The organism is Nonomuraea sp. NPDC050643 (assembly GCF_040654715.1).
Classification (GTDB): Bacteria; Actinomycetota; Actinomycetes; order Streptosporangiales; family Streptosporangiaceae; genus Nonomuraea.
In genome coordinates, this window is the sequence record NZ_JBFAIM010000006.1 from 162,793 (window position 1) to 185,105 (window position 22,313).

Sequence of the window (22,313 nt, forward strand, 5' to 3'; positions counted from 1 at the left end):
AAATAGGGCAAATACGTTTTGCCCGACTTGCGGATAGTCCCTCGTCATCCCGGTCTGGACGAGACTATTTGATAACAACGTACCCTTGAAGCAATCACCACTCATATGCTCGATCCCGCACGGATAAACGACGGGAGAGTGCCCATGGTCGTCAATGGCTCCGGTGCGGACTCGCATGCGAACGGCCCCCAGATGAGCAACGTCACCCGCTACCTCTGCGCCGCCTCCTATCTCGACAGCGGATTCCGTGACAGGGTGCTGGCCGAGCTGCTGTTCGACCCCTATCGCGCGGTGCCCCCGTCCTATGGCGGGTTCGACCTCATGCCGGTGATCCACCACTGCCGGCGCTCCCGCTCGATGCTCCTCGTCCGCGACAGCCTGATCACGGCGTTCTTCGTCATCGGCGTCTTCCTGGCCCCGTTGAGCACGTTCACGTGGATGTTCGCCCTCGTCCCCTTCGTCCTGCTCACCGCGCGGGCGGTCCGGCGCGGGCCGATGATCTTACGAGCGCTGCTCTGGATCTGGGCCCTCTACTCGCTCTTCACGCTGTTCTTCCTGGTGATCCTCAGCGAGCTGTTCCCCCTGCTGATCCGCGCGTTCACCGGGGTGCCGTCATTCGGCGGCCTGAGCGGTGCCGACGACTACCCGGGCGGCGGTGCCGGCCCGCTGGTGCAGGTGCTGCTCATCCCCGTCGCCACGCTCGCCGTCGCGCTGATCTACCGGATCGCGATCTACATCACCCTGGCCGGCACCCTGCGCCCCGGCACGCCCGAGCCGATCAGCCGGGTCACCAACCCCAGGACCGGTCGCCGCCTCGACTACATCCGCCGGGCGCAGTGGGGCAACGTCACCATGTACGACAACGAGGACGCGTTCATGGGCGCCGGGACCGTCACGCGGAGCTGGTCCATCGCCGTCGAGCTCGACCGGGTGCGCGACGGCGCGAACGGCAGGCGGCAGGACGACCCGGTCGACATCGACCCGGTCGAGCTGCACGGCTTCGTCCGGCAGCGGCTCGTCGAGATGCGCGACCGCGTGCTGCGGCCCAACGAGGGCATCCAGCGGCTCGACCTCGGCGACCACGTGGTGACGCGCGGGCTGTTCACGGTCGCCGACTGGCAGCGCGACCGCAAGCCGGTGGCGCACCCGTTCATCGGCCAGGACGGGCTGCCCCGCTACCTGGCCACGCCCGAGGAGATCGCGGCCATCGCCCGGCATCCGCAGGGCGGCGTGCGCTACTACCAGCGCGTCACGATCAACAACGCCGGCCAGGAGATCCGCGACCTGCAGGGCAACCTCGTCGCGCCCGCCGAGGACCAGGAGGCGCTGACCTCGGCGTTCATCTATCTGGCGGTCGAGGGGCGGATGCTGTACACGCAGTTCGTGGTGACCGTGCTGCCGCCGGCGTACGGGCCGTACCACGTGGTCGACCGGCTGCCCACGATGACCGGCGGCCGGATCGCGTGGGAGGCACTCAAGGTGCTGCGGCTGCGCCTGATGCGCGACGTGCTGGCCGCGCCGGTGCGGGTGGTGCGCGCGGGCGTGCAGGCGATCCAGCAGACGGCCCTGACACCGGACCCGCGCAAGCACATCGTCTACCCGTACGGGGCGGGTTTCAGCGTGCGGGAGCTGGGGGCCAACGAGGAGCTGCAGACCTACATCCAGTCGCTCGACGTCGCCAAGTACACGCGGATGATCGAGCAGCGGCTCACCGAGGCGGTCCTGGACTTCCTGGAGGAGCGCCAGGTGGACACCGGGGCCTACCGGTTGCAGGCGGCCGGCGTGACCATGTCCGTGGGTCCGGGGGCCACGATCAGCGGCTCGATCGCCCTCGGCCCGAACGCCTCGGCGACGGTGCACAACAGCGCGAAGGCCGCCGGGTGAACGAGGAACGGAAGGACGCCATGGGCTATCGGCTGAATGTCAGCGGCGGGGAGATCAGCGGGGCCATCGCGATGGGCCCGAACTCCAGCGCCACCGTGCACAACACCGGCACGCCCGCGGGCGGTGAGGCCGCGCGGCTGCTCGACCGGCTGGAGCGGCTGCTCGCCGAGCACGCGGCGAACCTGCCGGAGGCGGTGCAGGCCGGGCGGGACGTGACGGATCTGCGTCAGGAACTGGAGCAGGCGCAGCCGGACCGGTCACGCATGCTCGACGCGCTCAAACGGCTCTCGGTCCGCGCGGCCGAGGTGTCGGTGATCGTGGAGGTCGTGACACAGATCCGCGAACTCCTGGCGTGAGACACGCGGCGCCGGGGCGGGTGCGGCCCCGGCGCCGCGCGCCGCCGTCAGCGGCCGAAGCAGATCGTACGCCCGGCCTTGACCTGGTCCGCCTTGTACGTCACCCGGTCGATCGAGGTGCCCCGAGGGTCCGTGAGGATGACGGTGTCGCCCTGGTTGCCGAGCTGCAGGGCTCCGCTCAGGGGCACCCGGAGCGCGGCGCCGCCGTCGATGGAGCCGCTCAGGGCCGCCCGGCCGCCGGCGGCGTCCACCAGCGCCCAGCCCGATAGGTCGATCGGGGCGGGCGTGAGGTTGAGCAGCGTGACGCTCTCGTTGCCGCGGTCCGCGCCCAGCGGGTCCGGCAGCGCGGCCACGACGAGCAGGTCCCCGGCCGCGGTGAGCGGCGGCTTGCCTCCGCCGCCCGGTGGCGGCGGGTCCGGGGCGATGATGAAGTCCTCGGGCCACATCGTGAGCCTGATCCGCTGCCCCTCTCCCTTGACGACGTCGTGCAGGTTGCCCCGCTCGAGCCGGGGGATCAGGAACAGCTCGTCGTCCCGGTTGACCGGGTCGGCGCGCAGCCAGGCGTCGAAGCCGTCGAAGCCGGTGGCCTGCGCGAGGAACGGCACGATCCGCCGGAACAGCTTCGGCCACATGACCAGCCGCTCCGCGTCCTCGAGGGTCGCGATCACCGCTTCCCCGTTGGGGTCGGCGGTCGAGCGCGGCCACAGGCCGATGGCCTTGCGCCGGGCCGCCTGCGACACCTCCGCCAGGTGCGTGCGCAACTCGGCCGGCAGCGTGGCGTAGAAGGCCGGATAGACCAGCCCCTCGGCCAGCAGCCGGCCGTTGACGGACTGGTCGGCCAGTGTCCCGTCCACGAACACGGAGGCCCCGTCGGGCCCGGGGTGCTCGCCCGCGTAGACGAACGCGATCAGGCGGCCGTTCCCGTCGATGCCGTTGGAGAGCACGTGGCCGCGGATGGAGTCCTGGTCCGCGGAGCGCACCTTGTTCGGCAGGTCGTCCCAGAAGACCACGTTGCCGAAGCCGAGCAGCTCCAGCAGCCTGTCCCGGGCCGCGTTGCCCCCCTCCGGCTCCTGGTGGGTCTCCGCGAAGTGGGTCTCCAGGGCGTCGATGGCCTCCAGCCGTGCGGAGATGCCGCGGCCGTTGATGCCGGGCGGCCGGCCCGAGCGCCGCGGCAGCGCCTCGACCAGGGCCGGCGTGTCGGGCAGGAACTTGACCGTGTCGCCGTCGGGCTCGGGTCCCTGCCTGGGCAGATCCGGATACCGGATCACGAAGCTGCCGCGTAACAGCGTGTAGCTCATGGATGTCCCCCCATCCGTCCCCCGACCATTGGTCAGCGGAGCGTAACTCTCAGATGGGGCATCGTCTACGTACCAGGGCAAAGCGGTGTGAGCCCTGGGTGGGGCGCCGTTTCAGGGGAGCCGGGCCTGGAGGCCGTCGAGGAGGCGTTCGAGGCCGTACTCGAAGGCGCTGTCGCCCGACTTCGAGGTGTCCTCCACCTTCTGCGCCGCGTATCGCGCCCGCAGCCGCGGATAGTCCTGGACCGCCCGCTCGGCCGCCGGCCACAGGCGTTCGATCCATTCCTGGGCGCTCTGCCCGCTGCGGGCGACCATGGACAGCCACGCGGCCTCGCTCGTCGAGATCCCGAGCACGAACGCGGTGACCGTGGACACCGCCTGGTCGGCCTCGTCGAGCGAGAAGCCGGCGCGCTCGAAGATGCCCAGCATGTGCTCGCTCTGCCGCAGCACGTTGGGCCCCAGATAGGCCAGCCCGGCCTCGCCGAGCTTGGCGGCCATCCAGGGGTGCCGCAGAATCGCCGCGCGCAGGGCGTGCGCGACCTCCCGCACGGTCGCGCGCCACTCGCCGGCGTCGGGCAGGGGCAGCTCGCCGTAGACCTCGTCCAGGGCCAGCTCGAGCAGCTCGTCCTTGCTGGCCACGTGCCGGTAGAGCGAGGTGGCCCCGGCGCCGAGCCGGCTGCCGAGGCGGCGCATGCTCAGGTTGTCGGCGCCCTCCTCGTCGAGCAGCCGCACAGCCTCGGTCACGATGTGCTCCCTGGTCAGGGCCGGCTGCTCCCGCTTGCGCTGCGGGCGGGCCCACACCGAGGGGATGGGCGGTTGGTCTGCTGGCATGATGACTCCTCTCAGTGGTTCCCAGCTTAGCGCACGGCGTACGCAGATGCGTACAGCGGACCGCCATAAATGTCGCTATTGACGCACATTTCGTGCGCACTAGATTCCTTGTACATAACCCTCGTGCGCGATCGAGGTGGCGGGCCCCATGGCTACCTATGCCTACCAGTGCGCGGACTGCGGTCCCTTCGAGGTACGCAGGCCGATCGGCACCGCCGAGCCCGCCGAACCCTGCGCGGACTGCGGAGCGCCGGCGTCCCGGGTGTTCACCCCGCCGCTCCTGGCACGTACGTCGCCGGCCGAGGCCCGCGCGCTCCGCGCACAGGAGGCCAGTGCCCACGAACCCCGGGTGGTGGACGGCGTGCCGCCGGCCAGGCGCGGACCCGCGCCCCCGCCCGACCCCCGCTGGGCCGGCCTACCCCGCCCCTGACCCAGGGAGGACCCCATGCCGGACGTCGTCTTCAGTGTCGACCAGACCCTCTCCATGGCCGCCCAGCTCGTCCCCGGGCACAATCGCTGGCATCCCGACATCCCGGCCGCGGCGAGCGTGCGGCCCGGCTCGGAGTTCCGCGTCGAGTGCCGGGAGTGGACCGACGGGCAGATCGGCGACAACGACTCGGCCAACGACGTACGTGATGTGGACCTGTCGGTCTGCCACATGCTCAGCGGTCCCATCGCGGTGCAGGGCGCGGAGCCGGGGGACCTGCTCGTGCTCGACATCCTCGACCTCGGCCCCGTCCCCCAGTCCGTGGGCGCCGCGCCCGGCGAGGGGTGGGGGTACACCGGGATCTTCGCCAGGGAGAACGGCGGCGGCTTCCTGACCGACCACTTCCCGCAGGCGTACAAGGCGGTCTGGGACTTCCACGGCCAGCAGGCCACCTCCCGCCACATCCCGGGCGTGCGCTTCACTGGGATCACCCACCCCGGCCTGTTCGGCACCGCGCCGTCCGCCGACCTGCTCGCCCGCTGGAACGCCAGGGAGCAGGCCCTCATCGACACCGACCCGGACCGCGTGCCGCCGCTCGCGCTGCCGCCGCTGCAGCAGGGCGTGCTGGCCGGCACGCTGAAGGGCCCGGAACTGGAGCGGATCGGCAGGGAGGGCGCGCGTACGGTGCCCGCCAGGGAGAACGGCGGCAACCACGACATCAAGAACTTCACCCGCGGCGCCCGCGTCTTCTACCCCGTCCACGTGCCCGGGGCCATGCTGTCGGGCGGCGACCTGCACTTCAGCCAGGGCGACGGCGAGATCAGCTTCTGCGGCGCCATCGAGATGGGCGGCTTCGTGGACTTCCACGTCGACCTCATCAAGGGCGGCATGGAGAAGTACGGCGTCACCACCAACCCGATCTTCATGCCGGGCAACGTCGAGCCGCGCTACACCGAGTTCCTGTCGTTCATCGGCATCTCCGTGGACCACGGCACCGACACGAACCTCTACAACGACGCCACTACCGCCTACCGCAACGCCTGCCTGAACGCGATCGCGTACCTGAAGAAGTTCGGCTACAGCGGCGAGCAGGCGTACCTGCTGATCAGCGCCGCCCCGGTGGAGGGCCGGGTCAGCGGCGTCGTCGACATCCCGAACGCCTGCTGCACGCTCTACCTGCCCACCGCCATCTTCGACTTCGACATCCGCCCCACGGCCGACGGCCCGCGCCGCGCGGACAGGGGCGCCTGCGCGGTGAGCGACTGATGCTCGAGCACAAGACGTTCGAGCTGGGCGACTTCTCGCTGCAGCACGGCGCCACGCTGCGCGGCGCCCGCCTGGCCTACCAGACCTACGGCGAGCTCGCGCCCGACCGGGGCAACGCGATCCTCTACCCGACCTGGTACTCGGGCCGGCACCAGGACAACGAGTGGCTGATCGGCCCCGGCATGACGCTCGACCCGGAGCGCTACTTCGTCATCGTCCCCAACATGCTGGGCAACGGGCTGTCCAGCTCACCGAGCAACACCCCGCCGCCGTACGACCGGGCCAGGTTCCCCCGGGTCACGATGTACGACAACGTCGCCGCCCAGCACCGCCTGGTCACCGAGAGGTTCGGCATCGAGCGGCTGGCGCTGGTCACGGGGTGGTCGATGGGGGCCGGGCAGACCTACCAGTGGGCGGTCAGCCATCCCGACATGGTGCCCAGGATCGCCCCGTTCTGCGGCTCCTCCCGCACCAGCGTGCACAACCAGGTCTTCCTGGAGGGCGTCAAGGCCGCACTCACCGCCGACGCCGCCTTCGCCGGCGGCTGGTACGACCGCCAGCCCACGGCCGGCCTGCGCGCGGCGGCCCGCGTCTACGCCGGCTGGGGCTTCTCTCAGGCGTTCTACTGGCAGCGCCTGTACGAGACCCGCCTCGGCTACGGCTCGCTCGATGACTTCCTGGTCGGCTTCTGGGAAGGCTTCTTCCTCGACGACCGGGACGCCAACAACCTGCTCACCATGCTGTGGACCTGGCAGAACGCCGACGTCGGGCGCACCCCGGGGTTCGGCGGCGACACGGTGGCCGCGCTGAGCTCGATCAAGGCGCGGGCCCTGGTCATGCCGGCCGAGAAGGACCTCTACTTCCCGCCGGAGGACGAGGAGTGGGCGGTCCGGCACATCCCCGACGCCGAGCTGCGCGTGATCCCGGGCGTGTGGGGGCACTTCGCGGGGCACGGCGGCAACGCCGAGGACACCCGTTTCATCGACGCCGCCCTGAGGGAGCTGATGTCCGGTCAATGACGCATGGTCGCGGCCCGCCGGGTGGCCGGGCCGTACCCCAGGGTGCCCATCATGCCCTGCTCCTGGTGGTACAGGTTGTGACAGTGGAACATCCACTCACCCGGGTTGTCGGCGAGCACGTCGATGTTCAGGCGCTCGCGCGGCTTGATGTTCACGGTGTCCTTGCGCGGCCCGCGCCGGTTCGCGAAGCGGAGCTGGAAGGTGTGGCCGTGCAGGTGCATCGGGTGCCACATGGGCGACTGGTTGTCGAGCACGATCCTGACCGTCTCGCCCCGGTCCACCCGCAGCCGCATCGGGTCGCCGGTCATCCGGCCGTTGAGCGTCCACTCGTTGCCGGAGGGCCGCATGCCGAGCGTCACGGTGGTGGTCTTGGCCGGGCGGGGCAGGTGGTCGGCGGGCCGCGCGTCCAGGTCCTGATAGGTCAGCATCCGCCCGTCGAGCTGGGTCACCTTCGCGTCGGACGGCGGCGCCACGGCCCGCCGCGCCGTCCGCACCAGGGCGAACGCCCGCGCCGCCTTGCCCTCGGCCGCCGCGACCAGCGGGAACGCGCCGGCGTCGAGCGTCACGACGAAGTCGTAGCGCTCGCCCATGCCGATGATGAACGTGTCCACGGTGACGGGCCGGCACGGGAAACCGTCCGTGTGGGTCACGGTCATCCGGTGCCCGCCGAGCGCCACCCGGAAGGCCGTGTCGGCCGCCGCGTTGATCACCCGGAACCTGACCCGCTTCCCCGGCCGGCTGCGGAACGTCATGGGCGTCTCGGGCGGGCGGCCGTTGACCAGGTACAGCGGATGACGCAGCTCACCCGCGACGCCGCCGAGCGCGGTGCTGCGGATGCTGTCGTCGTGCGTGGTGGAGGCGTTCAGCCGCCTGAGCGCGTCGTCGGGGGTGCCGGCCAGGCCGTCGAGCCAGTCGTCGAGCACGACGGTGAACTCCTCGTCGTAGCCGAGGGGCTCGCGGGGGTCGGCGACGATGAGGGCGCCGTACAGGCCGCGGTCGTTCTGCATGCCGACGTGCGAGTGGTAGAAGTACGTGCCCGGGTCGGGGACGGTGAACACGTAGTCGAAGGTGCCGCCCTGGCGGGTGGGGGCCTGGGTGTAGCCGGGCGCGCCGTCCATCCGGGGGTCGATCCTGATGCCGTGCCAGTGGATGGTGGTGTCGGCGGGCAGCCCGTTGACGAGCCTGGCGCGGACCGTCGTGCCCGCCGTGGCCTGGATGAGGGGGCCCGGCACCTTGTCCTCGTAGGCCCAGGTGGCGGCCTTGCGCTTACCGAGGGTGATGGTGGTGGGGCGGGCGCGGAGGACGTGCGTGTGCGCGTGCGCTGGGGCCGCGCTCACCGGCGCCGGGGCACTGCCCAGCGACGCGAGCAGGCCGGTGACGAACAACCTGCGGGAAACATTCCCCGTATCGTCCATGGATGACTCCCTCCGTCCACTTCGTAAGGTAACGGAGAGTGATCATTGGACACCCGCGACACGCGGCATGATCAGCCAGCGCGTGCAGGCTTGCGCCGGGCGTGCCTCAAAGGCCCGAGGAGGCGCCCCATGGCCGGGCCGGGATCATATCCCCGGCGTCAGGGAAGACCCTCGGGCCGGGGTGGAGCCGTGGAGCCGCGGACCACCAGGGACACCGGGAGCAGGAGCGATCGGGCCGGGCGGTCCGGCTGGTCGATGCAGTCGAGGAGCATGCGGGCCGCCTCCGCCCCCAGCTCGTGGTGCGGGACCGCCACCGTCGTCAGCGGGGGCCGGAGTTTGTCCAGGAACGGCATGTCGTTGAAGCCGATCACGCTCACGTCGCCCGGACAGGACAGGCCGCGTTCGGCGAAGACGTCGTAGCAGCCGAGGGCGATCAGGTCGTTGCCGGCCACGACCGCCGTGAACCGCGCGCCGCCCGTGAGGAGCGCGCGCATGGCGGTGGCGCCGTCGCTCTCGCTCCAGTGGGCGCACTCCACGACGAGGTCGTCGGCGAGGCCGTGGTCGCGGACCGCGTGGCGGAAGGCCTGGGAGCGTACGCGGCCGGTGGAGGTGGTCAGGGGGCCCGACAGGTGGGCGATGCGGGTGTGGCCGAGATCGGTCAGGTGACGGACGGCGGCGGCCACGCCCGTGGCGTCGTCGCCCGTGACGGCGGGGATGCGGGTGTGCTCGACCTGGCGGTTGATCAGCACCATGGTGACGCCCTGCTCGTGCAACTGCCGGAGCAGGGGATGGTCGAGGCGGGCGGTGGCGACGATGAGGCCCTCGACCTGGCGGGAGCGCAGCGACTCGATCTTGGCGCGCTCGCGGTCCTCGTCGTTGTCGGTGTTGACGATCCAGACGTTGTAGCCGTCGGACTCCAGGACGCTCTCCACGCCGCGCACGATCGGCGGGAACAGCGGGTTGGTCAGGTCGGGGATGACGAGCCCGACCGTGCCCGAGCGGGAGGTCTTGAGGCTGCGGGCCACCGAGTTGGGCTGGTAGCCGAGGGCCTGGGCGGCGCGCATGACGCGGCGGGCGGTCTCGGCGCTGATCTGCTGGCGGGTCTTCGGGTTGAGGGCGCGGGAGGCCGTGGCGGTGTGGACGCCGGCGGCCTCGGCGACGTCGCGGAGTGTCGGGGCCGGCGACGGGGTGGGGTTGGTCATCGGCCGCCATCTTCTCCTAGGTCGAGCAGGTCCGGGGTGAGCAGGTCCCCGCCGGGGGCGGTGCCGTAGCGGCGGCGCAGGCCGAGGACGGTGGAGAGCGACTCCAGGTCCGCGCGGCCGCCGGCGACCAGGCCCTCGTCGGGGTGCTTCAGACGTTGAAGGTAGCGGGCGGCGGTGCCGGGCCGCAGGTGGAGCGCGGTGACGGCCTCGTCGGTGACGACGTCGTCCACGTCGCCGGCCAGGATCGCCGCGGTCGTCTCGCGCAGGGCGGCCGCGAGCGCGCGTACGGCCGGGGCGGCGCCCAGCGCGCACAGGACCGTGCCCAGGTACGGCCGGGGGACCCCCGCCAGGCGGGTCGCGCCCGCGTCGGCGGCCCGCAGGTCGGCGCCCGCGTTGAGCATCGTCGCCGCGCAGTCGCCGGCCAGGAGCGCCTCCAGGCGGCGCGGGGTGGAGCCCAGCGCCGTCACGCGGTAGTCGCCGGGCCGCAGGCCGAGCGCCTCCAGAGCGGCGTAGAGCGCGAACGCGAAGCCCGAGTCCGGTACGTCCACCCCCATCACCTCCCCCTTGAGACTCGACGCGGGCCCGGGCCGGGCGTAGAGGGCCAGCCCGAGCCCGCGGTCCACGGCCGAGACGATGCGCACGTCGGCGGTCCTGCCGAGCGGGTTGGCCGCCACGTAGCGGTAGGCGATGACGTTGTCGGGGCTGGTCAGCGCGGCGTCGAGCTCCCCTCGCAGCAGGGCGCGGAACTGGGCGGGGGAGGAGGCGACGGAGATCTCCGCCACGTCGCCGGCCAGGCCCAGACGGCGGGCGGTGCGGAGGAGCACGGAAGGGCTGAAGACGCCCACCCTCAGAGGTTCGCTCACAGCCTCTCCCGCGTGCACTCGTTTGCGCCACTGAGCATCCGCTCTTGACAGTAACTGCATTCAAACGGATGCTCCAAGCCAGTGCAATCGTTTGCGGAGGATGAGCAGGCACGAAGGAGGGCTCATGACCGCCCAACCACCCGCACGCCGGTCGCGAACGGCGGTGACCCTGGCGGTGATGACGGCCGTCGCGGCCGCCCTGGCGCTCGCGGCCTGCGGCCAGCGCCCCTCGGAGACCCAGGCGAGCGAGGTGGGCGAGCCCATCGTCATCGGCGTCTCCCTGCCGCTCACCGGCGACTTCGCGCAGCCGGGCAGCGAGGCCAAGCGCGGCTACGAGATCTGGCGCGACATGGTGAACGCCAAAGGCGGCGTCCTGGGGCGGCAGGTCGAGCTCAGGATCGTCGATGACGCCAGCAACCAGGACACCGTGGTCGCCGACTACACCAAGCTGATCACCCAGGACAAGGTGGACCTGCTGCTCGGCACGTTCTCCTCGCTGCTGAACTATCCGGCCTCGGCGGTGGCGGAGAAGAACCGGATGGTGTTCGTGGAGCCGGCCGGGGGCGCGCCCGACATGTTCACGCGCGGCTTCCAGTATCTCTTCTTCGCCCAGCCCGCCACCGCGCCCCGCCAGGCCGACGTGTTCGTCAACTGGGTCAAGTCGCTGCCCGAGGCCGAGCGGCCCAAGACGGCCGCCTACCCGAGCCAGGACGACCCCTTCGCGCTGCCGGTCATCAAGTCGATGCAGGAGCAGCTCGAGGCGCTCGGCGTGAAGACCGTCTACAGCGAGGTGTACCCGGCCGACACCACGAACTTCCAGAGCGTCGCCGGCACGCTGGCCAGCAAGAAGCCCGACCTGGTCGCGCAGGGCGCGGTGTTCGAGGACGGCGTCGGCATGGTCCGCTCGCTCAAGCAGCTCGGCTTCTCGCCGAAGCTGCTGTTCCAGACCTCCGCGCCGAGCAACTCCAGCCAGTACAGCGACGGCGTGGGCATGGCCAGCACCGAGGGCGTCTTCTACACGGTGAGCTGGAACGAGAAGGCGACCACGCCGCTGAACGCCGAGTTCGTGGCCGCGTACCGCAAGGCGCACGGCGCCGCCCCCGCCGAGGACGCCGCGGACGCGTTCGCCGCCGCGCAGGTGCTGCAGGCCGCGGTCGAGAAGGTCGGCGCGATCGACCAGGACAAGATCAAGGACTGGCTGCACGCGAACACGGTGGAGACCCTGCTCGGCCCGCTGAGCTGGAAGGAGAACGGCGAGCCGAAGGGCAGCTTCCTGCTGGCCCAGTGGCAGGGCGGCAAGGTCGAGGTCGTCGGCCCGCCCGAGCTGGCCACCACGAAGACCGTGGTGCACCCCAAGCCGGGCTGGAAGTGAGCGATGGCGCACTTCGTCCAGGCGGTGACGCTGGGCCTGCTGATCGGCGGGGTCTACGCGCTGATGGCGTCGGGGCTGACGCTCATCTTCGGGGTGATGCGGATCATCAACGTGGCGCAGGGCGCGTTCCTGGTGCTGGTGGCGATGGTGACGTGGTGGCTGTGGAACAGGACCGGGATCGACCCGATCGTGGCCTCCGTGGTGACGACGCCCATGATGTTCGGGTTCGGGTGGGTGTCGTACCGGCTGCTGATCTCACGGATCCGGGGGTCGTCGCCGTCCATGTCGGTGCTGCTGACATTCGGGTTCGCGCTGGTCATCGAAGGGGTGCTGAACCTCACCGCGGGCAACAAGTTCAAGTCGGCGGCGCCGTCGTACTTCGAGGAGTCGTTCCGGGTCGGGGCGATCGCGCTGCCGAAGGCGCAGGTGTTCGGGTTCCTGGCGGCGATGGGGGTGCTGGCCGTCCTGTACTGGGTGCTCAACCGGACCTGGACCGGGCGGGCGATCAGGGCCGCCACGCAGAACCCGTCCGGGGCCGCGCTGGTGGGGGTGGGCGCGGCGGGCACGGCGGCGCTGGCGTTCGCGATCGGCAGCGCCACCGCCGGGGTCGGCGGGTCCATCCTGTCGGTGCTCTATCCGTTCTTCCCGGCCTCGCACTACGAGTGGATCTCCCGGCTGCTCGGGATCGTGGTGCTCGGCGGGCTCGGCAGCCTGCCCGGCGCGCTCGCCGGGGCGGCCATCCTGGGGCTGGCCGAGACGCTGACCGCGACGTACGGCTCGCTGGGCTGGTCCACGCTCGTCTTCTACGTGGTCATCATGGCGGTCCTGCTGGTACGGCCCCAAGGGCTGTTCGGCGCCCGGCTGCGGGAGGACGCGGCATGAGGCGGGCCCATCTGGTCGCGGGGGCGTGCCTGGTCGCGCTGCTGCTCTATCCCGTCGTCAACCCGTGGCAGCCGTACCCGCAGGCGGTGCTGCTGCTCGGGTTCCTGCTGGCGATCCAGGCCACGAGCTGGAACATCATCTCCGGGTACGCCGGATACATCTCGCTCGGGCACAGCATGTTCCTGGGCCTCGGGTCGTACACGGCGGGCATCCTGGCCGCGCGCTGGGAGGTCAACCCGCTGCTGGTGGCGCCGCTCGGCGGGGTGACGGCCACCGTCATCGCGCTGGTCATCGGCGGGGTCGTGCTCAGGACCCGCGGCCACGCCTTCGTGATCATCACGATCGCGATGCTGCTCGCGGCGCAGATCATCGCGGTCAACGCCAGGGGCCTGACGCGCGGCTCGGACGGCATCACGCTGGAGCTGCCGTTCTGGCACCGCGACTTCCAGAACATCCCGTTCTACTACGCCTTCCTCCTGCTGCTCGTGCTGACCGTGCTGTTCAGCGCGTGGATCAGGCGCACCAAGTTCGGCACCGGGCTGGTCGCGATCAGGGAGGACGAGGGCAAGGCGGCCTCCATCGGCGTGAACACCGCCCGCTTCAAGATCGTCGCCTACGCCGCCAGCGCGTTCTTCATCGGGGCGGCCGGAGGCGTCTACGCCTACTACCTGACCTTCATCAACCCCGTCGGCTCCTTCGCGATCCTCGGCAGCGTGACGATCGTGCTGGCCGCGCTGACCGGCGGGCGGGGCACCCTCTACGGCCCCGTGGTCGGCGCGTTCATCGTCAACCTGGTCAGCGAGGCGGCCACCGTCTACGCGGGCGGGGTGCAGTCGCGGGTGCTGCTGTTCGGGGGCGCGCTGGTGCTCGTGGTGGTGTTCCTGCCCCAGGGCCTGCTGCCGACCGCCGAGGCGTGGTGGCGGCGCCGGCATCCGAAGCGGGTCGAGTTCATCGAGCAGCGCTTCCAGGTGCGCGAGCGGGCCGTTCCGCCGCCGCCCGAGCCCGGTGAGGCCCTGCTGTCCGTACGCGGCCTGTCCAAGCGGTTCGGCGGCCTCGTCGCGGTCGACGACGTCTCGCTCGACGTGCGCCGGGGCACGATCACGGCGCTGATCGGGCCGAACGGTTCGGGCAAGACCACGCTGTTCAACCTGATCACCGGCGGGCTGCCCGCCGACTCCGGCGAGATCTGGTTCGACGGCCGGCGCATCGACGGGCTGCGGCCGTGGCGGCGCTGCCATCTCGGGCTGGGGCGGTCGTACCAGGTGACCAGGCTGTTCAAGGACATGACCGTGCGGGAGAACGTGGTCGCCCCGCTGGCCGACTCGCGCTGGCGCACCATGTGGGCCGACGCCGTACGCGGCCACGAGGCCGAGCGCGCCCGCGAACTGCTCGACCTCGTCGGGCTCGCCAGGTTCGCCGGTCAGAAGGCGGGCGCGCTGTCGTACGGGCAGCAGAAGCTCGTCGAGCTGGCCCAGGTCCTCATGCTCGAACCCCGGCTGATCCTGCTCGACGAGCCCGCCGGCGGCGTGAACCCGAGCCTGCTCGGCCACCTCACCGGCGTGATCCGCGAGCTGAACGCGGACGGCGTCACCTTCCTCGTCGTCGAGCACAACATCCCCCTCGTGCTCGACCTGTGCGACCCCGTCGCCGTGCTCGCGGGCGGCCGGCTGATCGCCGAAGGGCCGCCGGAGCTGGTGCGCGGGTCGCCGGAGGTGCTGGAGGCGTACCTGGGAGACGACTGGATGCCGGCGGTGAGATAGATGTTGCAGCTCAAGGCGGTGGTCGCCGGGTACGGCGGCGGCAGCGTGCTCCAGGGCGTCGACCTCGAGTGCGCCGAGCGCACGGTCACCTGCGTGGTCGGCCCGAACGGCGCGGGCAAGTCCACCGTGCTGCGCGTCATCAGCGGCCTGCTCGCCCCCGCCGAGGGCGAGGTCCGCCTGGACGGCGAGCGCATCGGCGGGCTGCCTCCCGACGAGATCCTGCGCCGGGGCGTCGCCCAGGTGCCGCAGTCGCACGCCCTGTTCCCGGCCATGTCCGTGCAGGAGAACGTGCTCATGGGCGGCTACCTCCTCCGCAAAGACCGCCGTTTGCTGCGTGAGCGGCTCGACCAGGTCAAAGAGCGCATGCCCATCGTCGCCGAGCGCGCCCGCGACCACGCCGGCAACCTCAGCGGCGGGCAGCGGCGCATGGTCGAGATCGCCAGATGCCTCATGCTCGACCCCCGGCTCATCCTGCTCGACGAACCGTCGCTCGGCCTGGACCCCCGCGGCCTGGCCGGCGTCGCGAAGGTCATCCACGGGCTCAACCAGGCCGGCACCACCGTGCTGCTGGTGGAGCAGAACGTCCGGCTCGGCCTGGGCCTGGCCACGCACGGCGTGGTCATGGAGGGCGGCAAGGTCCGCCTCACCGGCACGGCCGCCGCCGTCAGGGACAACCCCGAGATCGCGTCGCTCTACCTGGGCGGGAAGGTTGGTGATCCACGTTGGACGAGCGAGTCGCTTCCGCCATCGCACACTGGGGGCCCCGGTTCACCGCCAACGGCGTGACCGTCTCCGACTTCGAGCGCGTCACCCGAGACCTCGACTCCTGGGAGGGCTGGTGCGCCGCGTGGTCGTCGGTGGCCGCCGAGCACGAGGAGCTGGGGCGGCAGGCGCTGGCCACGGACCGGCCGCTGTCGGCGGGCCGGCACCTGGCGCAGGCCGCCCTCTACTTCCACTTCGCCAAGTTCGTCTTCGTGACCGACCTCGACCAGATGCGCCGCGCGCACCTGCGGGCCGTGGCCTGCCTCGACGACGCCCTGCCGTACCTGTCCCCGCCGGGGCGGCGTGTCGAGGCCGACTTCGAGGGCGGCACGCTGGCCGGGATCCTGCGCCTGCCCCCGGGCCCCGGACCTCATCCGGCCGTGCTCATGCTGTCCGGGCTGGACTCGGCCAAGGAGGAGCACCGCGTGGTCGAGCAGCTCTTCCTCGAGCGCGGGCTGGCCACCTTCGCCGTGGACGGGCCCGGACAGGGCGAGGCCGAGTACGACCTGCCGATCAGGGCCGACTGGTCGCAGCCCGGCAAGGCGCTGCTCGACGCGCTGGCCGCCGAGCCCAGGATCGACGCGGGCCGGATCGGGGTGTGGGGGGTCAGCCTGGGCGGCTACTACGCGCCGCGGGTGGCCGCCGCCGCCGGTGACCGGATCAAGGCGTGCGTGGCGCTCGCGGGGCCGTACGACTTCGGCGACTGCTGGTCCGGGCTGCCCGTGCTGACCAGGGAGACGTTCCGTGTCCGGGCCGGCGCGCCGAGCGAGGAGGAGGCCAGGCGGATCGCGTACACCTTGACCATGGAGGGCACGGCATCAGCCATCACCGCGCCGCTGCTGGTGGTGTTCGGGCGCAAGGACCGGCTCATCCCGTGGCGGCAGGCCGAGCGGCTGGCCGCCACGGCGGGCGGCGACAGCGAGCTGCTCATGCTCGAAGAGGGCAACCACGGCTGCGCCAACCTCACGCCCTGGCACCGTCCCTACACCGCCGACTGGCTGGCCCAGCGGCTCTGCCCGAAAGGCTCTTCCTCATGACCTCTTCTGAACAGCGCGTGGGCTGGATCGGCACCGGCCGGATGGGCGCGCCCATGGCGGAGCGGCTGGCCAGGGCCGGGGTGGATCTGGCCGTGTGGAACCGTACGCGGGCCAAGGCCGAGCCGCTGCGCTCGTCCGGGGCCACGGTGTCGGACACGATCGCCGACCTGCGCGACCGCGACGTCGTCTTCACCATGCTCGCCACCGCCGCGGACCTCGACGAGGTCCTGACCGAACTCCTGCCCGTCTCCGGCGGCCCCGGCGTGCTCGTGGACTGCTCCACGATCTCGCCCGAGGCGTCGGCCGCCGCCCGGCAGACCTGCGCCCGCCACGGTACGGCCTTCCTGGCCGCCCCGGTCAGCGGCAACGGCAACGTGGTGAGGGCCGGAAAGCTCAGTATCGTCGTTTCCGGACCCCGCGACGTCTACGACCGGGTGGCTGGCCTCTTGGCGCATCTGGGCAGGTCGGCCGTCTACGTGGGGGAGGATGAGACCGCCCGCCTGGTGAAGATCGCCCACAACCTCATGCTCGGCGTCGTCACCCAGACGCTCGCCGAGATCACCGTGCTGGCCGAGAAGGGCGGCGTGCCCCGGCACGCGTTCCTGGAGTTCCTCAACGACAGCGTCGTGGGCTCGGCCTTCACCCGCTACAAGTCCCCGGCGTTCGTCCACCTCGACTACACGCCCACCTTCACCCCGGTCCTGCTGCGCAAGGACTTCGACCTCGGCCTGGCCGCCGCCCGCGCCCTCGACGTGCCCATGCCGCTCACCGCGGCCGCCGCCCAGCTCGTCCAGGCCGCCGTCAGCTCGGGACGGGTGGAGGAGGACTTCGCGATCCTCCTCGACCTCCAGGCCGCCGCCTCCGGCCTGGACCTCAAACCCGAGGACGTGGCCGTGGACGACGGCCTGAACGCGCGCCTGGGCGACGGCCTGAACGAGCGCCTGAACGAGCTGAACGGGCCGGCCTCGTGACGGCCCCGCTGCCCGCCCCCGGCCACATGGGCGTCGACTACGAGCAGCGCGTCGACTTCGCCCGCCTCCGGGACCACCGCCTGAGCCGCGCCCGCGCCTCCCTGGAGGCCGGCGAGTGCGGCGCGTTCCTGCTCTTCGACTTCTACAACATCCGGTACGTCACCCAGACCTGGATCGGCGGCGCCCTCGGCGACAAGATGACCCGGTACGCCCTCCTCACCCGAGACGGCGGCCCGGTGCGCCTGTGGGACTTCGGCTCCGCCGCCCGCCACCACAAGCTCCACAGCCCCTGGCTGGACCCGGCCGACTGCCACGCCGGCATGCTCGGCCTGCGCGGCGCCATCGCGCCCACGGCCGGACTGATGGCCGACGCCGTACGCCAGATCAAGGGCCTCCTGACGGACGCGGGCCTGGCCGGGGAGCCCGTCGGCGTGGACATCGTCGAGCCGCCTTTCCTTTTCGAAATGCAGCGGCAAGGTTTGCGCGTGGTGGACTGTCAGCAACCGATGCTCGACGCCCGCGTCATCAAGTCCCCCGACGAGATCATGCTCCTCACCCAGGCGGCCGCGATGGTGGACGGCGTCTACCAGGACATCGTCGAGGCGTTGAAACCCGGCATCCGCGAGAACGAGATCGTGGCCCTGGCGAACAAGCGCCTCTACGAAATGGGCTCCGATCAGGTCGAGGCCGTCAACGCCGTCAGCGGCGAACGCTGCAACCCGCATCCGCACAATTTCTCCGACCGGCTCATCCGGCCCGGCGACCAGGCGTTCTTCGACATCATCCACTCCTTCAACGGTTATCGGACGTGCTACTACCGCACGTTCAGCGTGGGGAGCGCCACGGCGGCGCAGCGGGAGGCGTACGTCCGGGCGCGGGAGTGGATGGACGCCTCGATCGCGATGATCAAACCCGGTGTGGGGACGGACCAGGTCGCGGCGGTGTGGCCGGAGGCCACCGCGTTCGGGTTCGAGGACGAGATGGCGGCGTTCGGGCTGCAGTTCGGACATGGGCTGGGGCTGGGGTTACACGAGCGGCCGATCATCTCGCGGCTGAACAGCATGCGGGAGCCGATCGAGCTGCGGGTGGGCATGGTGTTCGCGCTGGAGACGTACTGTCCGGCGAGCGACGGGTTCTCGGCGGCCAGGATCGAGGAGGAGGTCGTGGTGACGCCGGAGGGGTGCCGGGTGCTGACGCTGTTCCCGGCGCAGGAGCTGATGATCGCCAATCCCTACTGAATCGCCTGGATGATCGCGTCGCGGGTCAGGGGGAGGTCGCGGACGCGGGCGCCGAGGGTGGCGGCCAGGGCGTTCGCGATGGCGGCGGCCACGGGGCCCTGGGCGGCCTCGCCGGCGCCTACGGATGGGGTGCCGGGGTGTTCGACCAGGTCGACAGTGATTTCGGGGGTCTCGGTGAAGCGGAGGATCGGGTAGGTTTCCCAGTCGCCGCTGGTGATCCTGCGGCGGTCGAAGCGGACTCGTTCTTTGAGGGTCCAGCTCGTGGCCTGGGTGGCGCCGCCCTCGATCTGGTTGCGGACGCCGTCGGGGTTGACGACCTGGCCGACGTCCACGGCGATGGTGAGGCGGCGGACTCGTACGTCGTGTTCGGCCTCCACCTCCGCCACGGCCGCGCAGTAGGCGCCGGTGCCCTTGTAGCGGGCGAAGCCCAGGCCGAGGCCCGGTCGTCCCCAACCGGCCGCTGTGGTCGCTCGTCGCAGGACCTCCTGCCCGCGGGGGTCGCTCAGGTGGGCCAGGCGGTACGTGAGGGGGTCCGTGCCTGCCTTTTCGGCCAGTTCGTCCATGAAGGACTCGATGGCGAAGACGTTCATGAAGGCGCCGAGGGAGCGCAGGGCCGAGGAGCGGATCGGGGTGTTCAGGAGGCGGTGGCCGGTGACCTGGAGATGGGGGAAGTCGTAGATCGGGATCGCGTTGCGGGCCATACCGGACCCGGCCTGCGGGGGCGGGTCAGCGGCTGGAGGGTAGGTCCAGGGGCGTTCCAGGTGGGCGCCGGCGAGGAGGCCCGGGGCGCCCGCGTAGCCGGGGCGGCTGGTGTGGCCCTGGCTCCAGACGTCGTACCGCCAGGATCGGATCATTCCGGCCTCGTCGACGACCGCGGCCACGTCCGCCGACATCGCCGAGCCGAACGGGGCCCAGGTCAGCTCGTCCTGTCGGCTCCAGCGGACCAGGACCGGTCGGCCGTGGGCTTCGCGGGCCAGGAGGGCGGCGTCCAGGGCCACGTCGTCGGCGGCGTTGTGGCCGTAGCAGCCGGCGCCCTCGACGTGGCGGACCTCGATTCGGTCGTGGCCGAGGATCTGGGAGAGCGCCGTGCGCAGGGGGTGGACGCCTTGGGTGTGGCTCCAGACCTCCAGGGTGCCGTCGGGGTTCCAGCGGGCGGCGGCGGCGCTGGGGGCGATCGAGGCGTGGGCGACGAAGGGTCTGCTGTAGGTGGCCGTGTGCAGGTCGCCCTGGGGGGACGGGGTCGCCGGGGTGTGGACGTGGAGGGTTTCGTGCGGGCTTGTGCGGAGGTAGGTGTGCAGGTCGTGTTCGTCGGGCAGGGTGTCGCTCTCGGCCCATCGGGCGGACTTGCGCAGGTGGGTGAGGGCGCGGTCGGCCTCGGGTTCGGACTCGGCCAGCACGCCCAGGAACGAGCCGTCGCGGACCACGTGCGGGTCCGGGGGCAGGTCGGTGAGGCGGGCGGCCGGGGAGGGCGGGCGGAGGACGCGGCCGTGGAGCAGGTCCGGCAGGCGGAGGTCGTGGATGAAGCGGGGGCGGCCGGCCACCTTGTCGGGCAGGTCCAGGCGGGGCACGCTCGTCCCCACGAACACCGGCGGCCCAGGGTCGGAGGTGGTCGCGCCGGGCGGGGGCGTTTCCGTCGCGAGGCCGGGTGCCACGTCGGATGCCAGGCCGGATGCCAGGCCGGATGCCGGGCCGGATGCCGGGCCGGGTGCCGGGCCGGGTGCCGGGCCGGGTGCCGGGCTGGGAGCCAGGTCGGCGTAGGTGGCGGTTCGGGTGCCGTGACGGAACTCGCCGCGGCGTACCGTCACCTGGTCGGGGGAGACGTCCCAGCGGCGGGCGGCTTCGGCCGTGCAGGCGGCACGGACGCGGGCGCAGGACTCGCGTAGGGGCGGGCCTGAGCGGGCGATCGACATGCTCCCGGCCGTGAACCCCTCGTCAGGCCCTGCACCGGTACGGGCGGGCAGCATGCGCACCTGCGCCAGGTCGGCGCCCAGGGCGTCGGCGGCGATCTGGGCGAGGGCGGTGAGCACCCCCTGGCCGAGCTCGACCTTGCCCACCCGCACCGAGATGATCCCGTCGGCCCCCACGGACACGCTCATTCGGCCGCCTTCAGCACCGCGCGGACGATCCGGCGGTGGACGCCGCACCGGCACAGGTTGCCGTCCAGGGCCTCGGCCACTGCCTGCTCGCTCGGATGAGGGTCGGCGGCCAGCAACGCCACCGCGCTGATCATCATTCCCGACAGGCAGTAGCCGCACTGGCCGGCCTGTTCCTCCAGGATCGCCCGTTGGATCGGATGGAGGTCGTCTCCAGGGGCGAGCCCTTCGACCGTCACCACCGATCGGTCCGCGGCGGCCGACAACGGGGTGTCGCAGGCGGGGGTGACCCGGCCGTCGAGGAGGACGAAGCAGGCGCCGCACATTCCGGTGCCGCAGCCGAAGCGGGTGCCGACCAGGTTCAGTTCGCCGCGCAGCACGTCGAGGAGTGGGGTGGCGGGGTCGGAGGTGGACTCCACGAGCGTGCCGTTGACGGTCAGGCGGGTCATGCGAACACCTCGGGGTGGTGGGAGAGCTCCACCCGTGTACGCCGGATGTGCCCGGTCAGGCAGCGTTCCGCGTCCACGGCGTCGCGGCGTTCGATCGCGTCCAGGAGGAGGCGGTGTTCGGCGTTGACCACCCAGCGTCGCGACGGGCCGGTCAGGTGCATGAACGCGCGCCGGTGGTGCTGGGTCGCGTTCCACAGGCGCACCACCATCCCCGAGAGCTGCTCGATGGCGCACCCGGAGTAGGTCAGCAGGTGGAACTCGCGGTCGAGGGCCAGGAACTCGCCGACGTCGGTGTTGGCCTCGATCTTGTCCTGGATCAGGGCCAGGCGGTGGTGGTCGTCGGTGGTGAGGTGGGGGATGCTCTCGGTCAGGGCGAGGGGTTCGAGGCGTTCGCGCATCTGGTAGATCACGTCCACCTGGTGGCGGTCGAGGAGCGGGACACGGGCGCCCCGGCGCGGGTGGTGCTCGGTGAGCCCTTCGGCTTCCAGCATGCGCAGGGCCTCGCGGACCGGGAGGCGGCTGGCGCCGAGGCGTTCGGCCAGGTCCTCCTGCCTGATCCGCTCCCCGGGCGCGATGGCGCCGCTGAGGATGGCCTCGCGCAGGTGGTCGGCCACCCGCTGGCTCTCAGGAGCGCGCACGGTCGAACGCCTTCCCCTCCGGGTACGACACCAGCTCGAACTGCATCCCCCACGGCGCCAGGAAGTACACCCACCGCTGGCCCTCGCTCGGTCCCTTGCTGGCCGTCGGTTCGCCGAGTATTCGGACGTCGTGCTCGCGAAGGTGGGAGACCGCCGCGTCCAGGTCGTCGACGTACAGGGCCACGTGGTGGCCGCCGATGTCGCTGTTGCGGGGCACCTCCGGATGCTGACCGGGAGCCGCGTACTGGAAGACCTCGAAGATGGCCTGGCCGCCGCACCGGAAGAAGTGCAGCTTCTCCATCACCGCCCGCGGGTGCACGTTGAGGTGGTCGCGCATCCACGTGCCCTCGGCGTGGGCGAAGGGGCCGAGGGAGTACATGTACTCGCAGCCGAGCACGTCCACCAGGAACGTCCTGGCCTCCTCCAGATCGGGCACCGTGAAGCCGATGTGGTCGACGCCGCTGAGCCCCGGAAGTCCGCTCATCTCGCCCCCTCCCGATTTTGGATCCAAAACAGCGTACGTCGGTGCCGGCGAGGACGGAAAGGGCTGTTC

General features: G+C 71.5%; 21 protein-coding genes. 12 read left to right on the forward strand and 9 right to left on the reverse strand.

Annotated features, from left to right (window positions below; translation table 11 throughout):
* The first annotated feature begins 192 nt into the window (after positions 1-192).
* Complete coding sequence (locus tag AB0I15_RS10055; RefSeq protein ID WP_358092469.1) at positions 193-1,884, forward strand: hypothetical protein; 1,692 nt, start codon at positions 193-195, stop codon at positions 1,882-1,884.
* On the forward strand, positions 1,881-2,240 hold the full coding sequence (locus tag AB0I15_RS10060; RefSeq protein WP_358092471.1) for a DUF5955 family protein: 360 nt from the start codon (positions 1,881-1,883) through the stop codon (positions 2,238-2,240). Before AB0I15_RS10055 ends, AB0I15_RS10060 begins: the two co-directional genes overlap by 4 nt.
* Positions 2,241-2,287: 47 nt before the next feature.
* Here AB0I15_RS10060 and AB0I15_RS10065 read toward each other — a convergent pair whose 3' ends face one another.
* Both AB0I15_RS10065 and AB0I15_RS10070 read right to left on the reverse strand, forming a co-directional pair.
* Positions 2,288-3,538 (reverse strand): lamin tail domain-containing protein, encoded by a 1,251-nt coding sequence (locus AB0I15_RS10065; RefSeq protein ID WP_358092473.1) that lies wholly within the window; start codon positions 3,536-3,538, stop codon positions 2,288-2,290.
* 111 nt (positions 3,539-3,649) lie between these two features.
* Complete coding sequence (locus AB0I15_RS10070) at positions 3,650-4,366, reverse strand: TetR/AcrR family transcriptional regulator (protein WP_358092475.1); 717 nt, start codon at positions 4,364-4,366, stop codon at positions 3,650-3,652.
* A gap of 148 nt (positions 4,367-4,514) precedes the next feature.
* On the opposite strand from AB0I15_RS10070, the gene AB0I15_RS10075 reads away from it, so the two are divergent.
* The 3 genes from AB0I15_RS10075 to AB0I15_RS10085 are packed head-to-tail and all read left to right on the forward strand — an operon-like array spanning position 4,515 to position 7,078.
* On the forward strand, positions 4,515-4,796 hold the full coding sequence (locus AB0I15_RS10075; RefSeq protein ID WP_358092477.1) for a zinc ribbon domain-containing protein: 282 nt from the start codon (positions 4,515-4,517) through the stop codon (positions 4,794-4,796).
* Between the two features lie 15 nt (positions 4,797-4,811).
* Positions 4,812-6,059: a formamidase gene (gene fmdA / locus AB0I15_RS10080; RefSeq protein ID WP_358092479.1), complete on the forward strand. Its 1,248-nt coding sequence runs from the start codon at positions 4,812-4,814 to the stop codon at positions 6,057-6,059.
* On the forward strand, positions 6,059-7,078 hold the full coding sequence (locus AB0I15_RS10085) for an alpha/beta fold hydrolase (protein WP_358092481.1): 1,020 nt from the start codon (positions 6,059-6,061) through the stop codon (positions 7,076-7,078). The genes fmdA and AB0I15_RS10085 overlap by 1 nt, the downstream gene beginning before the upstream one ends.
* Here the strand turns inward: AB0I15_RS10085 and AB0I15_RS10090 are convergent.
* From AB0I15_RS10090 to AB0I15_RS10100, 3 genes are all read right to left on the reverse strand, one after another.
* Positions 7,072-8,493 carry a multicopper oxidase family protein gene (locus AB0I15_RS10090; protein ID WP_358092482.1) on the reverse strand — a complete coding sequence of 474 codons (1,422 nt, stop codon included), beginning with the start codon at positions 8,491-8,493 and terminating at the stop codon, positions 7,072-7,074. The genes AB0I15_RS10085 and AB0I15_RS10090 overlap by 7 nt on opposite strands.
* 158 nt (positions 8,494-8,651) lie before the next feature.
* A complete protein-coding gene (locus AB0I15_RS10095; protein WP_358092484.1) occupies positions 8,652-9,695 on the reverse strand; it encodes a LacI family DNA-binding transcriptional regulator in 1,044 nt (347 codons plus the stop codon).
* On the reverse strand, positions 9,692-10,558 hold the full coding sequence (locus AB0I15_RS10100; RefSeq protein ID WP_358092486.1) for a hypothetical protein: 867 nt from the start codon (positions 10,556-10,558) through the stop codon (positions 9,692-9,694). The genes AB0I15_RS10095 and AB0I15_RS10100 overlap by 4 nt, the downstream gene beginning before the upstream one ends.
* A gap of 124 nt (positions 10,559-10,682) precedes the next feature.
* Here AB0I15_RS10100 and AB0I15_RS10105 point away from each other — a divergent pair, with 124 nt between their 5' ends.
* From AB0I15_RS10105 to AB0I15_RS10135, 7 genes are read left to right on the forward strand one after another with little or no spacing between them, the layout of a single operon-like run.
* Positions 10,683-11,930, forward strand: coding sequence for an amino acid ABC transporter substrate-binding protein (locus AB0I15_RS10105; RefSeq protein WP_358092487.1), 1,248 nt, complete (start codon positions 10,683-10,685; stop codon positions 11,928-11,930).
* Between the two features lie 3 nt (positions 11,931-11,933).
* Complete coding sequence (locus AB0I15_RS10110; protein ID WP_358092489.1) at positions 11,934-12,812, forward strand: branched-chain amino acid ABC transporter permease; 879 nt, start codon at positions 11,934-11,936, stop codon at positions 12,810-12,812.
* The gene (locus AB0I15_RS10115; protein ID WP_358092491.1) at positions 12,809-14,572 is read left to right on the forward strand and encodes a branched-chain amino acid ABC transporter ATP-binding protein/permease; all 1,764 of its coding nucleotides are present in this window, start codon (positions 12,809-12,811) and stop codon (positions 14,570-14,572) included. The genes AB0I15_RS10110 and AB0I15_RS10115 overlap by 4 nt, the downstream gene beginning before the upstream one ends.
* Positions 14,573-15,358, forward strand: a complete 786-nt coding sequence (locus AB0I15_RS10120; protein WP_358092493.1) for an ABC transporter ATP-binding protein — start codon at positions 14,573-14,575, stop codon at positions 15,356-15,358. It begins immediately after the preceding gene.
* Entirely contained in the window at positions 15,355-16,371 is a 1,017-nt protein-coding gene (locus tag AB0I15_RS10125; protein WP_358092495.1) for an alpha/beta fold hydrolase, read from the forward strand. The genes AB0I15_RS10120 and AB0I15_RS10125 overlap by 4 nt, the downstream gene beginning before the upstream one ends.
* Positions 16,368-17,342, forward strand: coding sequence for an NAD(P)-dependent oxidoreductase (locus tag AB0I15_RS10130; RefSeq protein ID WP_358092497.1), 975 nt, complete (start codon positions 16,368-16,370; stop codon positions 17,340-17,342). Before AB0I15_RS10125 ends, AB0I15_RS10130 begins: the two co-directional genes overlap by 4 nt.
* Positions 17,339-18,580, forward strand: coding sequence for a Xaa-Pro peptidase family protein (locus AB0I15_RS10135; RefSeq protein ID WP_358092499.1), 1,242 nt, complete (start codon positions 17,339-17,341; stop codon positions 18,578-18,580). The genes AB0I15_RS10130 and AB0I15_RS10135 overlap by 4 nt, the downstream gene beginning before the upstream one ends.
* On the opposite strand, the gene AB0I15_RS10140 is transcribed toward AB0I15_RS10135, so the two are convergent.
* The 4 genes from AB0I15_RS10140 to AB0I15_RS10155 are packed head-to-tail and all read right to left on the reverse strand — an operon-like array spanning position 18,574 to position 22,244.
* Positions 18,574-20,730 carry a molybdopterin cofactor-binding domain-containing protein gene (locus AB0I15_RS10140; RefSeq protein ID WP_358092501.1) on the reverse strand — a complete coding sequence of 719 codons (2,157 nt, stop codon included), beginning with the start codon at positions 20,728-20,730 and terminating at the stop codon, positions 18,574-18,576. The genes AB0I15_RS10135 and AB0I15_RS10140 overlap by 7 nt on opposite strands.
* Entirely contained in the window at positions 20,673-21,122 is a 450-nt protein-coding gene (locus AB0I15_RS10145) for a (2Fe-2S)-binding protein (protein ID WP_358092503.1), read from the reverse strand. The genes AB0I15_RS10140 and AB0I15_RS10145 overlap by 58 nt, the downstream gene beginning before the upstream one ends.
* Positions 21,119-21,760 (reverse strand): GntR family transcriptional regulator, encoded by a 642-nt coding sequence (locus AB0I15_RS10150; RefSeq protein WP_358092505.1) that lies wholly within the window; start codon positions 21,758-21,760, stop codon positions 21,119-21,121. Before AB0I15_RS10150 ends, AB0I15_RS10145 begins: the two co-directional genes overlap by 4 nt.
* Positions 21,747-22,244, reverse strand: a complete 498-nt coding sequence (locus AB0I15_RS10155) for a VOC family protein (protein ID WP_358092507.1) — start codon at positions 22,242-22,244, stop codon at positions 21,747-21,749. Before AB0I15_RS10155 ends, AB0I15_RS10150 begins: the two co-directional genes overlap by 14 nt.
* Positions 22,245-22,313: the final 69 nt, after the last annotated feature.